Annotated in this window: 13 protein-coding genes; 6 read left to right on the top strand and 7 right to left on the bottom strand. The window is 68.7% G+C overall.

The window, feature by feature from the left end:
• Positions 1–2: 2 nt before the first annotated feature.
• Together BOSE125_RS05355 and BOSE125_RS05360 are read right to left on the bottom strand one after the other, a co-directional pair.
• Positions 3–1,190 carry an ABC transporter substrate-binding protein gene (locus tag BOSE125_RS05355; protein ID WP_159550714.1) on the bottom strand — a complete coding sequence of 396 codons (1,188 nt, stop codon included), beginning with the start codon at positions 1,188–1,190 and terminating at the stop codon, positions 3–5.
• 103 nt (positions 1,191–1,293) lie between these two features.
• Complete coding sequence (locus tag BOSE125_RS05360) at positions 1,294–2,136, bottom strand: MurR/RpiR family transcriptional regulator (RefSeq protein WP_159550716.1); 843 nt, start codon at positions 2,134–2,136, stop codon at positions 1,294–1,296.
• A gap of 153 nt (positions 2,137–2,289) precedes the next feature.
• Between BOSE125_RS05360 and BOSE125_RS05365 the strand changes: the two genes are divergently transcribed.
• A complete protein-coding gene (locus BOSE125_RS05365; protein WP_236557824.1) occupies positions 2,290–3,261 on the top strand; it encodes an arsenic resistance protein in 972 nt (323 codons plus the stop codon).
• A gap of 10 nt (positions 3,262–3,271) precedes the next feature.
• Here BOSE125_RS05365 and BOSE125_RS05370 read toward each other — a convergent pair whose 3' ends face one another.
• The 4 genes from BOSE125_RS05370 to BOSE125_RS05385 form a co-directional block, all read right to left on the bottom strand.
• Positions 3,272–4,291: a cation diffusion facilitator family transporter gene (locus tag BOSE125_RS05370; RefSeq protein WP_236557825.1), complete on the bottom strand. Its 1,020-nt coding sequence runs from the start codon at positions 4,289–4,291 to the stop codon at positions 3,272–3,274.
• The gene (locus tag BOSE125_RS05375; protein ID WP_159550718.1) at positions 4,288–4,788 is read right to left on the bottom strand and encodes an ABC transporter substrate-binding protein; all 501 of its coding nucleotides are present in this window, start codon (positions 4,786–4,788) and stop codon (positions 4,288–4,290) included. Before BOSE125_RS05375 ends, BOSE125_RS05370 begins: the two co-directional genes overlap by 4 nt.
• Positions 4,789–4,856: 68 nt before the next feature.
• Positions 4,857–6,182: a sensor histidine kinase gene (locus BOSE125_RS05380; protein WP_159550720.1), complete on the bottom strand. Its 1,326-nt coding sequence runs from the start codon at positions 6,180–6,182 to the stop codon at positions 4,857–4,859.
• A gap of 5 nt (positions 6,183–6,187) precedes the next feature.
• On the bottom strand, positions 6,188–6,871 hold the full coding sequence (locus BOSE125_RS05385; protein ID WP_159550722.1) for a sensor domain-containing protein: 684 nt from the start codon (positions 6,869–6,871) through the stop codon (positions 6,188–6,190).
• Between the two features lie 101 nt (positions 6,872–6,972).
• On the opposite strand from BOSE125_RS05385, the gene BOSE125_RS05390 reads away from it, so the two are divergent.
• Positions 6,973–7,674, top strand: coding sequence for a response regulator transcription factor (locus BOSE125_RS05390; RefSeq protein ID WP_256375973.1), 702 nt, complete (start codon positions 6,973–6,975; stop codon positions 7,672–7,674).
• Positions 7,675–7,762: 88 nt separating this feature from the next.
• On the opposite strand, the gene BOSE125_RS05395 is transcribed toward BOSE125_RS05390, so the two are convergent.
• A complete protein-coding gene (locus BOSE125_RS05395; protein ID WP_159550724.1) occupies positions 7,763–9,148 on the bottom strand; it encodes a M14 family zinc carboxypeptidase in 1,386 nt (461 codons plus the stop codon).
• 137 nt (positions 9,149–9,285) lie between these two features.
• Between BOSE125_RS05395 and BOSE125_RS05400 the strand changes: the two genes are divergently transcribed.
• The 4 genes from BOSE125_RS05400 (at position 9,286) to BOSE125_RS05415 (ending at position 13,135) form a co-directional block, all read left to right on the top strand.
• Positions 9,286–10,326 (top strand): hypothetical protein, encoded by a 1,041-nt coding sequence (locus tag BOSE125_RS05400; RefSeq protein WP_159550726.1) that lies wholly within the window; start codon positions 9,286–9,288, stop codon positions 10,324–10,326.
• Between the two features lie 121 nt (positions 10,327–10,447).
• Complete coding sequence (locus BOSE125_RS05405; protein WP_159550728.1) at positions 10,448–10,828, top strand: DUF4282 domain-containing protein; 381 nt, start codon at positions 10,448–10,450, stop codon at positions 10,826–10,828.
• A 30-nt stretch (positions 10,829–10,858) separates the two neighbouring features.
• Positions 10,859–12,268, top strand: coding sequence for an HNH endonuclease (locus tag BOSE125_RS18175; RefSeq protein ID WP_159550730.1), 1,410 nt, complete (start codon positions 10,859–10,861; stop codon positions 12,266–12,268).
• A gap of 12 nt (positions 12,269–12,280) precedes the next feature.
• Positions 12,281–13,135, top strand: a complete 855-nt coding sequence (locus tag BOSE125_RS05415) for an AraC family transcriptional regulator (protein ID WP_159550732.1) — start codon at positions 12,281–12,283, stop codon at positions 13,133–13,135.
• The last annotated feature ends 36 nt before the right edge of the window (positions 13,136–13,171 follow it).

Below are 13,171 nucleotides of genomic sequence, written 5' to 3' on the forward strand. Positions count from 1 at the left end.
GATCAGCTCAGCGTGAGGATGAAGTCGGCCACGTCGGAACGCGTCTCGGCGGTGGCCTCCGGATCGATGTCCCAGGCCGCCAACTCCTCCAGGGACACGGCGCCTTCGGGATTCTCCACATCCTCGCGGACCGGGTAGTCGCCGGCCACGTAGAACGGCTCGTAGCCGGGGCCGCCCGTGGGCGAATCGTCGCCCATCAGGAAGTCGATGGCCAGCCGGGCGGCAGCCGGGTTCTCCGTTCCCTCCACGAGACCCAGGTAGGCGGGAAAGGTGATGCCGGTGGAGGGCTCGGTGCCGAGCGAGACCTGCAGGGCCCAGCCCTCGTCCTCGTTGTCCCGGCGGTCGGAATAGGAGGTGAAGCCCACCGGCGGGTCCTCCTGGCCGGTCTGGCCGACGGCCGCATTGACGTTGTCCGTGTCATCCACCAGGACCAGTCCGTTGGCGTAGAGGTCGGCGATGAACTGCTCGCCGGCAGTGGAGACGCCCTCGTCCAGCTCGATGGGCCGACCGAAGTGCTCCTGATGGGCGGCGGCCATGGCGTCGGACTGGGCGACGATCTCCGTCATCAGATCCAGGTAGTCGCCGCGGACCGTGGGGTCCACCATGACGACCTTGCCGTTCCACTCCAGCTCGGTGAGCTGCCACAGGTTGGAGATGGGGCTGCCGTCCGGGTGGGCGTCCTCGTTGTACATCAGCACCTTGGTGGACAGCCGGTTGGCCAACAGCGGTTCCTGGTACTCGGCCGGGACCACCTCGGCCATCCGTTGGGGCACGTGGTTGATCAGGATGCCGTCCTGGAGCAGTTCGGTGATGACCACGGGGGCATCCGAGATGTAGGCGACGTCCGCCGACGGTGAGCCGGCCCGGGCCTCGGCCTGCAGACGGGTGATCTGCTCCGAGGAGGAGATGTCATGGCCGATGAAGTCGATCCCGGGGTACTCATTCTCGAAGGCCTCCTCGACCTGGGCGATCCGGGAGGTGAAGGAGTAGATGGTGACCTGTCCCTCCTCGAGGGCTCGCTCCTCCAATTGCTCCTGGCTGAGTGAGTCGAGCTCCTGGTGTGCGGCAGTACTCGCCGGAGACCCGGTCCCAGCGTTCTGGGCGGCCTCGGGAGAACCTCCACCACAGGCGGCGAGGGTGAGGAGCAGGGGGAGGAAGACGGCGATGGGCAGGGTTTTCTGTGAACGCATTTCCAGTCCTTCGGGGATGTTTTCGGGCAGGGAACGGTAGGGCGGGGTGCATCACGGGGATGCGGGGTGATTCGAACGGATGGTGGTCGGTCTGGGGCGGGGGTCAGTCGAATGCGGCCATGAGTCCATCCAGGGCATCCAGCGCCGGGAGCAGCGCCTGGTCGTGACGTTGGGCGATCGTCAGCACCAGGGCGTTGGCGATGGCCATGGGCACCGTGAGGGAGGCGAATCCCTCTCGGCTGTCCTGGTGTCCACGCGGCGCGGACAGGATGGCGTCCGGGGCCGGGTCGAGGGTGTGGATGGTGTCGGTGACCAGCGCGGTGCCTGCGCCGACCTGCTGCGCGTGGCCCAGTAGCTCGCTCAGTTCGCGTGGCGGCCGCCGGAAGGCGAACGCCACCACGAGGTCTTCAGCGGTCAGGCTGAGGATTCGCTCTGCCACGTCCCGGCCGGTGCCGGTCAGGTTGACCGTGCGGATGCCGAAGCGGCGGAGTCGTCGTTCCATCAGTTCCGCCAGCACCGAGGCATTGCCGCGGGCGAAGAGATGGACTGTGCCGGCGGAAGCGATGCGGTCGGCGAGCCGATCCAGCTGGTCCTGGCCCACGTGCCGGCACAATTGGGACAGGGTGTCCAGTTCGGTGGTCAGCAGGGTCTCCAGCACGGAGTGCCCACCAGAGTCCTGGAGTTCCACCCGGAAACGGTCGCCCGCCCCAGTGAGCCCGGTACCCAGATCCTGCCGGAGGTGATCCCGCAGATCGGGGTAGCCGTGATATCCCAGCCGCTGGGCCAGCCGGGTGGCCGCCGCCGGGTGGACGCCGGCACGCCGGGCCACGTCTTCGCCGCGCCACAGAGGCGCCTCGGCCGGATAGGACAGCAGTTCGTCCACCAGCGCCCGGTCCGACTTCGTCAATCGGCTGCGGTGCTCGTCAACGCGGTCGGGGAAGCTCATGAAACCAGCGTAAGTGGCAATTTCTGTTGCAGGAGGGAAATGCGTGCAAGTTGTCTTGCTGTTCACCTGACCTTCACCGATATCGCCACCGTCCGGGATCTACCGCCAGATCCTGAGATGCTGGAGGACATGTGGCGAGAGGCGGCGGGTCGAGTGGCGGCCACCGTTCCGTGGCTGGAACGGCACCAGGTGGTGCTGTACGTGGCCGCGCTGCTGGCCGGGGCCGGCGTCGGGCTCCTGGTCCCGGCCGTGGCCGGACCGGCGGGGCACGCGATCAATCCCGTGCTCGGCCTGCTGCTCTACGCCACCTTCCTCGCGATTCCGTTTCCGCGGCTGGCGGGGGCCTTCCGTGACGGCCGGTTCCTGCTGACGGTCCTGCTGGTGAACTTCGCGGTGATCCCGATCGTGGCCTTCGGGCTGTCCCGCCTCGTGGCGCCGTCCCAGGTGCTGGAGGTCGGGGTGCTGTTCGTGCTGCTGACCCCGTGCGTGGACTATGTCATCGTCTTCACCCGACTGGCAGGCGGTGCGGCGGACCGCCTGCTGGCGGCCACGCCGCTACTCATGCTGGTCCAGATGGCGCTCTTGCCCGTCTACCTGCGGCTGATGGTGGGCGAGCGTTTCCTGCAGACGGTCGACGCCGGCCCCTTCCTCGAGGCCTTCGTCCTCCTCATCGTCCTGCCGTTGGCCGCCGCGTGGCTCACCCAGACGGCCGCCACCCGCTGGCGTGCCGGGCGTTGGCTGCGGGACGGGGCGCTCGCGGCCATGGTCCCGCTGATGATGGTGACCCTGGCCGTGGTGGTCGCGTCCCAGATCCACGATGTCGGCGCGCATCTGGGCGGCCTGCTCACCGTGGTCCCGGTGTTCGTGGCGTTCGCTGTGGTCATGGTGGTCATCGGCCTGGCGGCCGGCCGGCTGGCCAGGCTGGGCGTCCCGGGCCGCAGGGCGGTGGTGTTCAGCGGCGTGACCCGCAACTCGCTCGTGGTGCTGCCGCTGGTGCTCGCCCTGCCAGCTGCCTTCGACCTCGCACCACTCGTGGTGGTGACCCAGACCCTGGTGGAGCTGGTGGTCATGGTGCTGCTGGTCAGGGCCCTGCCCCTGCTGGTCCGGGAGCGTCTCCGGACCTGAGGCCGGAGGGTCAGCGGGCCGCCTGACCGCCCTCGGACTGCTTGTCCCGCTCGACTCCGCCGTGGACCTCTGCGGGCAGTTCCTCCACGAGGGCGACCACCACGTCCTCCAGCTTCCAGTCCAGTTCGACGATGCCCTCGGTCAGCTCGCGCAGGCGTGAGGGAGTCTGTGCGGCGCCATCGCGGGGAACCACGAACATCTCCGTGTGGAATACGTGGCCCTCATCCCGGACCCTGGCTCCGGCATCCAGGACCCAGTCGACCGACCGGGCATAGTCCTCCGCCTTCGCCACCAGTGGGTGCGGGTCCTCGCCGTCGATGGTCCGGGCCCGCGCGTCGGCGAGGTCCGTGATCGCGGTACCCACATTCGTGATGCCGTCCTTGAGGATGCTGGCACCCACGAAGATCGCGGCGGTGGCGTCGAACCACCAGAGTCCTAGCCCCACGCCGGCCACACCGACGGCGGTGGCAACCCCCGTCTGCCAATCCGCCTTGTTCATGTCCGCGTCGGCGTACAGGACCTTGTCATGCAGCTGCTCGGCGATCTTGATCTTCATCCGCCCCAGGATCACGGGCCCCGGGATGGACAGGATCATGACGGCGATCATGATCCAGCCCTGCCACACCGTGTGCCCGAACAGGTGGAACGTGCCGATCGGGGGATGCTCGGCCGACACCAGGCCGCTGCCGGAGTCGATGATGAGGTATCCCCCCATGACCAGTAGGGCGACGGAGGCCACGAGATGCCCCACCCCCGCGGCACTGTGGTTGCCATAGGGCCGGCTCCGCGTGGGAGGGCGGTTGATGACGCGGGCCGCCACCAGAAAGGCGAGAGGAGGGATGAAGGACAGCATGTCCTCGATCCAGGCGGCTTTCATGGCCTGGGAATTGCCCATGACCACGATCACGAGCGTCACGGTCACCGCGAGCATCCCCAGGGTGATCCATTCCAGGCGGGTGGCTCGGCGCAGGGCCTGCTGCAGTTCGGGTGTGAGTTCGGTCCGCCCGAATCGGCGCACGGTCGTGGTCACGGGGTGGTTCCCGGGTGACGCTCGTCGAGGAACCGCTCGAGCTCGCCGAGCATCTGGTTCTCACCCAGCGGGACGGCCAGGACGAGGTTGACGGTCTTGCCGTCCGGGCCGGTGTCCTCGGCATAGGAGCGGGTGAGGGCCGCTTGCGAGGACCAGGGGGACTGGTCGGTCAGTCCTCCGGCCATCAGGTCCACGTCCCCGGTCTCGAGGGCCGTGATGAGGGCCTCCTCGCCGGAGGCGGTCCATTCGATCTCCGCGTCGATCTCCTCGGCGAAGGCCTGGATGAGGTCCACCTCGCTGCCGGTGGGCTCGGCACCGGTGGCGTCCACGTACGGGGGGTGATGGACCACCCCCACGGAAAGGGTGCCACCCGAGACGTCGTCGAAGGTCCCGTCCGGGTCGGCCGGATAGGCCGAGGACGTGCAGCCGGTCACCGTCAGGGCCACCGCCACGACCAAGAAGCCGCTGGTCATGGCCCCTTTTCTGGACATGTTCATGGATCCTCCTTCTCCTGAGCCCACTGTAGGGAGAATCGTCCTCCGGTGACTAGCTCCGGCGCGGGCGGCTACAGGGGCAGCCGAACTTTCACGGCGAAGCCGCCCTCCGGCGTCGGCCCGGCCTTGACCGTGCCTCCCAGCGCGCTGACTCGCTCACGGATACCCTTCAGGCCGAGGCCTGCTCCCGGCGACGCCACGAGACCCCCACGGGCGGCGGGCCCGTTGGCGATGCGGATCCCGATCTGGTCTCCCACGGAGACCTGCACGCGGATGGCGGCACCCGGTGCGTGCCGCAGGGCGTTGCTGATCGCCTCCTGCACCACCCGGTAGGCGGTCAGGCCCGAGGCGGGAGGCACGACGGCGGACCAGTCACCGGCCGCACTCGGCGCACCGGGGACTCCGGTCCCGCCAGCGGTTGTCACTCCGCCCAGCGGGAGGAGCTCCGGGTCGATCTCCAGTTCCACGTGCGCCCCGGAGGACCGCGTGGTGACGACCAGCTGGGGGATGTCCGCGATGGTCGGCTGGGGCGTGGTGTCCGCGGCATCGTCTCCGCGCAGGATGGCGAGCAGCCCCCGCATCTCGGTCAGCGCGCGGCGGGAGGAGTCTGCGATCGAGTCGAACTCACCCCGCGTCGGCTCGTCCATGCCGGGCAGACGGTAGGGGGCAGTGGTGGCCTGCACGGAGATCACGGACATGGAATGTGCCACCACGTCATGCAACTCCTGGGCGATCCGGTTTCGCTGCTGCAGCTCTCGGCGCTTGGTCTCCTCCTCGGCGGTGAGCTGGCGTTCGTGGTCGAGTTGGCTGCGGCTGGCCAGGAGGACCTGCAGGGCGCTGCCGACGGCCAGGGCGCCACCGGCGATGGAAGCGCACACGACAGCGTTGGACAGGGTGGCGCTGGACAGGGCCGCCTCGGCCGTGGAGCTCTCCAGGGCGAGGCCGAGCCCACCGACCAGGGCGCCGGCACACCAGGCAACGGCACCGATGCGCCAGGGGTGGCGCAGGGCGACCACGAGGACCAGCAGGATGAAGGCGATCAGGGTGGTGACGGGCCACGGCCATGGCCCGGACGCGGGGTCGGAGGCGAGTGTGGTGCCGAGGGCCGCGGCCGTGCTCAGCAGGAGGGCCGGGATGGGCCGCCGGACGGCGAGGGGCACCGCAGCCGCCTGTCCGACGGCCAGCACCATGGCGATGGCGACATGGACGTGGTGGACTGCGGCGAGGATGGGCCAGCCCGTGGCGACCAGGACCATGGCGGCGCAGGACGTCAGGAGCCAGGTCCACCCACTGCGTGAGAAGCTGGCCCGGACGGGTGACGGTCCAGGGGGACGTGCCTCACCTGACGATGGGGTGGAGGAGACTGACGAGGGAGCAGACGGCTCGGCGGCGCGCATGGCGTTCACGCTACCCGCGGCCCGGCCGGCATCGGATATCCCGGCGCCGGTCCGGCGCCGAGCGCGGCCACCGTGGTGGAGGCGTCCAGCAGGGCGAGTCCGCGCATCACGGCAGGCAGGGTGAGCAGGAAGAGCACGCCGATCAGAAGATTGACGACGGACTCGACCGCGTAGCTGGTGGCCACGGCATCCGGGATGGCTCCGCCGGTCAAGGCCTCCAGCATGCCGGCGGCCAGGGGATACTCCTGCTCGCCACGGGGAAGGTAGTGGCCCCACAACACGTAGGTGGTCCCACCGAGGGCCCCTGCCGTCCAGGCCACGGAGACCACGAAGGTGAGGGTGCGCACCGGGAAGGCGATGAGGGTCTCGAAGAGCAGGTCCAGCCAGCGCCGCGGGTCGGTGAGGTAACGGAGGGATCCGTTGATACCGGTGCCCCCACGGCGGTAGGCGGGCTGATCGAGCCGGCCGCCCCAGAGCCGCACCCGGTTGCGGGAGAGTTCGGCGAATCCGGCGGCCACCAGCAGGACAAGGGGCAGCAGCCAGACACCGATCCAGATGACGGCCGTGCCGAGAGCCAGCGTGAACAGGGGAACGAGCAGGACGAAGGCGAACAGGGAGATGAAGAAGCCGGGCAGGACGAAGGCGTAGTCACGGCCGAGGCGGGTCAGGACGGAAGGTGTGGTGGTCATGGTGGCGAAGCTACGGAGCCGGTCGGGCCGGGTCATCACCCGCCAGAGTGAAAGTGGGGGCTACGTGCGGGCTACTTCGGCGTGACGGATACGCTGGTCGGGTGAGCCAGAGACCTGCGGAACCGTTCTCCGCCATACACCCGATCCGCATCCTCATCGTGGATGACCAGGCCATGGTGCGCCAGGGCTTCGGGGCCCTGCTGGACGCGCAGGAGGACATGGCCGTCGTCGGGAGCGCACAGGATGGCGCCGAGGTGGTGGACCTCGTCAAGAGATCCCGGCCGGACGTGGTGCTGATGGACATCCGCATGCCGGTGGTCAATGGGCTGGACGCCACTCGTGCGGTCTTCGCGATGCCGGGGGGCACCCATCCGCGGGTGATCATGCTGACCACCTTCGACGCGGACGAGTACGTCTTCGCCGCCCTGCAGGCCGGCGCCAGCGGCTTCCTGCTCAAGGACGCCACCGCCGAGGACCTCGCGAACGCTGTGCGGGTGGTCGCGGCCGGGGAGGCCCTGCTGGCGCCGTCGATCACCCAGAAGCTGATCGCGGACTATGTCAGCCGGCCGGTGGCCCGCCAGCCGGATGTGACCGTGCTGGGGGAACTGACCGAGCGCGAACTGGAGGTCATGCGGCTCGTGGCCACGGGACGGTCCAACGCGGAGCTGGCCGGCGAGCTGTTCCTCTCCGAGCAGACCATCAAGACCCACGTGTCCCGGATCCTCGCCAAACTCGGCCTGCGGGATCGGACACAGATCGTGGTCACCGCCTATGAGTCGGGACTGATCAACGCGGGGCAGTGACAGACCGCAAGAACGAGTCCGCCCGGTTCCGGCCACCCATGTGGGTGGCCGGCACCGGGCGGAACCATCGCCAGCGGACCGGCTCGTCTCAGCAGTCGTCCAGCGGGGTGGCCTCCGTCACCCCGTACTCGGCACGCTCATCGAGCAGCAGCGGGATCAGCGTCTTTCCGGGCTGCGCCATGGTGACGAAGGCTCCCTCGGCGTTCTCCTCCCACGCGATCTCATGCAGTTCCAGCGTGGACCCCACCTCGGACAGTTGCGCCTCGGTCAGCTGGTATCCGCACATGGGGTGGGGCTCGGCGCCGTCACTGGTGGTCGGGAGCATGTTGTCCTGACCGCTGAAGTAGACGACTCCGGCCTGGTCGGCACCGGCCTGGGTGGCGCGTTCGGCGGCCTGGGCCGACTGGCGGGCGAGCCTGGTCCGGTTCTCCGAGATCATGGCCAGCGAGCCGACGGCGCTCGAGTACTGCACGTCCACGGCGCGGCGGTTCGCCAACAGCGGGTCGTTCTCCTCCTCCGGGGTCACCGGGCCCTGCGCCGCCTCCGTCAGTTGCCCGGTGATGTGCTTCAGGCCCGTGTAGTTGCGCAGGATCCTGGCCTGGTGGTCACCGGCCACCTGCTGGAACGGCTCTCCGTCCTTGACCAGCAGGCCGTAGATCCCGCTGGTCATGCCGTTGGCCTCGATCTGTGCCCCCGTGTAGTCGTTCACCATCCGCTCGGACAGGTCATGGATGGTGGAGTCCACGTTCCGATTGCGGGGCCACAGGACCAGGGCCTGCGTGTCATAGAACTCGCGCGGACCGAACTCGTGGAGGTCGTTGAGCACGTCAGGATTCCAATCCCGCATGACCGTGGCCAGCGCCTGGGCCTCAGGGGTGGTCAGGGCCAGGAAGTCCCGGTTGATGTCCACATCGTCGGCATTCTCCCGGGTGTCGGCCTCCCAGCCGTCCGGGTTGATGAAAGTGAAGCCCACCGTGGTCTTGTTCAGCAACCGCTTCCACGCGGGATCCTTGGTGGTGCTCAGGTCCCGGGCCAGCTGGAGACACCCCTCCCGACCCGAGGGCTCATCGCCGTGGATCGAGCAGTTGAACAGGATCATGGACCCGTCGGCGACCTCTTCTTGCGATTCCGGTGCGGGGGAGCCGACGGTGACGAAGTTCAGGGGCCGGCCCTCCACCGACTCGCCCACCTGCTGCAGGGCGACGCGCTCGCTGCCCGCGTCGAGTTCCTCCAGGAATGTCTGGGCCTCCTCGACCGTGGTCCAGTTCGCCCCGTTGCTGGCCTCGAACGGTGTCTGCAGGCCTCGTGACGGAGCCTCGGTCAAGGACCGCTCCAGAGCCTGCGTGTCCGCCGTGTCAGTCCTTGCTGCTGTTTCGATCGTGTCCGGTGCGGCGGCCGTCGGGCCGGCCACCAGTGCCGTGCCGGCCAGGGCCAGCGCGCAGCCTGCAGCGGTCAGTCTTTTCTTGTGTCCCATGGGAAATGCCCTTCTCCTTGGTTGAGGCTGGGCCCGGTCGGACGTCCTCGTCCACGGGCTCTGCCTCCTGAACCCGGCCAGTAGATGTGACGCGTTCAGGTAACGTCAAGGTTTAGTCTGTGGTCAGGAGGCAGACCATGACCACGTTGTTCCTCATCCACGGGCGGGGCCAGCACACCGCTCCGGGCGTCCCCGCTGGTCAGGTGGCAGAGCACGCGGAGGCCATCCGCCGCCGGTGGCTGCAGGCCCTGAACACCGGATTGCACGACGCCGGCCGGCCACCGATCCCGGACGCCGCCCCCGTCCTGTTCCCGTTCTACGGCAATGCCTTCCGCGACGCGGTCGCCGAACGCGAGGGCACCGGCCCGGGACCGGATCTGGCCCGCTGGAGTACCGGCGAGCCGTTGCCCGCCGACGTGCAGGCGGTCTGCGAGGTCAAAGCCGGCTTGGTCCATGACGTCACTGAAAGCTTGCGGTTCGAACCGGACTCTGCCTCCCTTCACACCGAGTCCCTTCACCCCGCGGCCGGTGAGCCGACCGCCCGGGGTGTCCCGGCCGGCGTCGGGCGCCCCTGGTGGGAACTGGACGAGCTGCTCAGGGTGCCGTGGCTTCGAGCGGCCCTGCAGTTCCTGGCCGAAAGGGCGGGGGTCTCCGCTCGGGTGATCGAGGAGTACTTCACGGACGTGGCCTACTATCTGGGCTGCGCCGAGGTGCGTCAGACCGTACTGGCGATCGTGGAGCGGGCGCTTGCCGATGTCCCGACGGAGGAGCCGGTGGTGGTGGTCGGGCACAGCCTGGGCAGCGTGGTCGCCCACGACGCTCTGACCCGGGGCGCGCAGGGACGAACGATCGCCCTGGTGGCGACCACCGGGAGTCCTCTGGGGCTGCCGGTGGTGCAGAGGCATCTGCTCGGGGGAGCCGGGGATGGGCCGGTGCCGGTGCCCGCGGTGGTCCCTGACCGGCGTTCTGCCTGGGTGAACGGCTATGACGTACGAGATGTGGTGGCGATCCTGAACCCGCTGGCCCCTCGCCTGGACCAGGCCGTGACGGGGCAGATCCGGGACGTGCGGGTCAGCGCGGGCGATGAGCCGCATGCGGTGATCGGGTACCTCGAGGACGCGGCCGTGGCGGAGCCGATCGGCCGAGCCGTGCACTCCGGGTCCCCTGCTTCCCGGTGAGCGTCCATGGCGTCTTCACACTGCTGAACGGCAGTCCTAGGGTGAGGGTATGCGGTGCACCTGATGCACGTGATCTTCCTGATCCGCCGTGGTGCACCCGGTCCGATGCAGGAGGTCCGAGATGGTTGTCTCCCATGATTCGCGGCCGGCAACTGGCCGGCAGGATCCCACCAGCCACTTCAGCCCGTATCGCCACCCGGAGCACTCCCCGCCGGAGCCGCACGGGCCCGTGTCCCTCTTCCGGGCCCTCTTCGAACTGAACGGGGACCAGCGGATGTCGATGGGCCTGGCCCGCGCCATCTATGCCGTGGTGGTGGTGGGCATCGTGGTGACCTGGGTGGCCGTGGTGCTCATCGGGTTCAGCCAGGGGACCACGCTGGGGATCCTGGCCCTGCTGCTCGGCTGGATACCCGCCGTGCTCTGGATCGCCTGCGCCCGGATCGTCCTCGAATTCTCCACTGCCATGGACACCCTGATCGGGAGGTCCACCGGTTCGGCTTAACGTGTCCTGACCCCCTCATAGGGTCAGAACATGGAAGAACTCCCGTGCATCGCTTCGGCCCTCGGCTCCGCTGACGTGGCCGTGGGTGAGGCGCGCGCTGGTAACAGAAGCGTCGCCTGCGAACCACTGGCGGGGGTGACCGGAACTCTGTTCCGGCAGTTGAACAACTCCGAGCAACTCACGGAACTCCGGGAGGCACTCGCAGGGATGGCCTCTGCTGGAACCGAGGCCGAGGCCATCGACCGGATCCGGGGCCTGGAGTCCCTCAAGGCGACGTGCGCGGCACTGCAGGCGCGCGAGGCGGTGGCCCTGGACGGCCTGCGCCGGACCCGGGAATCCGCAGAAGGAGTGCCGGCCGATCAACAGGGTCGTGGAGTCGGCGGAGAGGTGGCATTGGCCCGCCGGGATCCGGCCCAACGGGGCGGACGCCACATCGGCCTCGCCCGTGCCCTCTGCCATGAGATGCCGAATACCCTCCGGGCCCTGACGGACGGTGAGATCTCCGAGGAGCACGCCACGGCCATGGCACGCGAGACGGCGTGGCTGCCGGTGGAACACCGCCGGACCGTGGACGCGCTGATGTCATGCCGCCTGGGTCCCATCGGCGTGAAGAAGCTGGCCGCTGAGGCGAGGGCCCATTCCCAGCGTCTGGACCAGGAGTCCGCCGTCGCCCAGCTGGAGCGGTGCAGGATTGAACGCCGGGTCTCCGTACGTCCGGCCACCGGCGGCATGGCCTACCTGACGGCCTTACTGCCGATGCCTCAAGCCGTGGCGGTGTACGCGAACCTCCACCGGGACGCCAGCACCGCCGTGGGGGTGGGCGATGCGGAGGGGCGGACGCGGGAGCAGATCATGGCCGACCTCCTGGTCGAACGCGCCACCGGGCAGTCCTCGGCGCCGGAATCCGGGCAATTGGTGGCCATGGACTCGAGGGCGCGGGTGTTCCCGCCGCTACTGCGCAGGATGCTCGTCCTGCGGGACGACGTCTGCCGCACCCCGTGGTGTGAGGCGCCCATCCGGCACGCCGACCACGTGAAGCCGCACAGCGAGGGCGGCCTGACGAGCTACAACAATGGCTCGGGGTTGTGCGCGCGGTGCAACCACACCAAGGAGAACGCCGGCTGGCGTCACGAGGCCACCCCTGACGGGCTGGACGTCATCACCCCCACCGGCCACCGCTATGAGAACCGGACATCGCCCCTCCTCGGCCGAATGTATCGATCTCGTCATGAGAGACCAATGCATTCGAGCGTCCCGGAGGCGCGTGCCGCCGCCGTCATGTCCGGGTGGAACACCGCGAGGACCCTGGCGCGACTCTCCATGGCGGCCGCCCTGGCCGGGCCTGACCATCGGCTGGAACTCCGTGGAATCGGCTCCGACCCAACCGGGCACGATTTCTCGGGTAGGAGGCTACGTTTCCTCCCTACAGTTGAGCTGTGAAGGGAGGATGCCATGCAGCACTGGAATCGCGCCATCGGTGACATCGAAGCGGATCTGACGGCCGACGTCGACGTCCAGGCACTGGCCAGGACTGCCATGACCTCGGAGTATCACTTCCGCCGGATGTTCTCGACCCTTGCCGGCATGCCGCTGTCCGAGTACGTCCGACGCCGGCGCCTCACCGCGGCCACCGCCGAGATCCTGGATGGCTCCACGGTGCTGGACGTGGCCGTGCGTTATGGCTACGGCTCTGCCGAGGCGTTCAACCGGGCCTTCAAGTCACTGCACGGCATGACACCGAGACAGGCGCGCCGGCCCGGCGCCGTCCTTCATTCTCAACCGCAACTCAGATTTCATCTGACCGTCGAAGGGACCGCAGACGTGAAGCACCGCATCATCGAGAAGCCCGCCTTCACCCTGGTGGGAGTCGGTACCCGCGTCCCCCTCATCCATGAGGGGGAGAATGCCGCCATCGCCGAATTCGAACGCTCCATAGACCCCACCATCCGGACGCAGCTGGCCGAGCTCTCGGACCAGGAACCGTCCGGCAGTGTCGCCGTCACCGTCAACATCGACGAGCCGCGCGCCGAGGGGAGCTGGCTGGATTATTGGCGTGCGGTCGCCACCACGCGCCCGACGCCGGCCGGCCTGGAATCGCTCGACGTCCCGGCTGGGCTGTGGGTCGTCTTCCAAGCGGAAGGCGACTTCCCTGAGGCACTGCAGCAGCTCTGGGCCGATGCGGCGACCGAGTGGTTCCCAGCCAACCCGTACCGATGGGCGCCGGGCCCCGAATTGCTCTCCGTGGGATCGGACGAGGGCGGAACCAGCGGGAGCGGCCAACTGTGGATTCCTATCGAGAGGGCCTGATGATGGCGATGACGGCCTGAGTCTCTGCCGTGACTA

It is taken from the genome of Citricoccus sp. K5 (assembly GCF_902506195.1).
GTDB lineage: Bacteria > Actinomycetota > Actinomycetes > Actinomycetales > Micrococcaceae > Citricoccus.

What these genes read in the sequence shown, in the direction of transcription:
- BOSE125_RS05415 (WP_159550732.1), top strand. Translation starts at nt 12,281, where the DNA reads ATGCAGCACTGGAATCGCGCCATCGGTGACATCGAAGCGGATCTGACG.
- BOSE125_RS18175 (WP_159550730.1), top strand. Translation starts at nt 10,859, where the DNA reads ATGGAAGAACTCCCGTGCATCGCTTCGGCCCTCGGCTCCGCTGACGTG.
- BOSE125_RS05355 (WP_159550714.1), bottom strand. Translation starts at nt 1,190, where the DNA reads ATGCGTTCACAGAAAACCCTGCCCATCGCCGTCTTCCTCCCCCTGCTC.
- BOSE125_RS05395 (WP_159550724.1), bottom strand. Translation starts at nt 9,148, where the DNA reads ATGGGACACAAGAAAAGACTGACCGCTGCAGGCTGCGCGCTGGCCCTG.
- BOSE125_RS05400 (WP_159550726.1), top strand. Translation starts at nt 9,286, where the DNA reads ATGACCACGTTGTTCCTCATCCACGGGCGGGGCCAGCACACCGCTCCG.
- BOSE125_RS05360 (WP_159550716.1), bottom strand. Translation starts at nt 2,136, where the DNA reads ATGAGCTTCCCCGACCGCGTTGACGAGCACCGCAGCCGATTGACGAAG.
- BOSE125_RS05380 (WP_159550720.1), bottom strand. Translation starts at nt 6,182, where the DNA reads ATGCGCGCCGCCGAGCCGTCTGCTCCCTCGTCAGTCTCCTCCACCCCA.
- BOSE125_RS05375 (WP_159550718.1), bottom strand. Translation starts at nt 4,788, where the DNA reads ATGAACATGTCCAGAAAAGGGGCCATGACCAGCGGCTTCTTGGTCGTG.
- BOSE125_RS05385 (WP_159550722.1), bottom strand. Translation starts at nt 6,871, where the DNA reads ATGACCACCACACCTTCCGTCCTGACCCGCCTCGGCCGTGACTACGCC.
- BOSE125_RS05405 (WP_159550728.1), top strand. Translation starts at nt 10,448, where the DNA reads ATGGTTGTCTCCCATGATTCGCGGCCGGCAACTGGCCGGCAGGATCCC.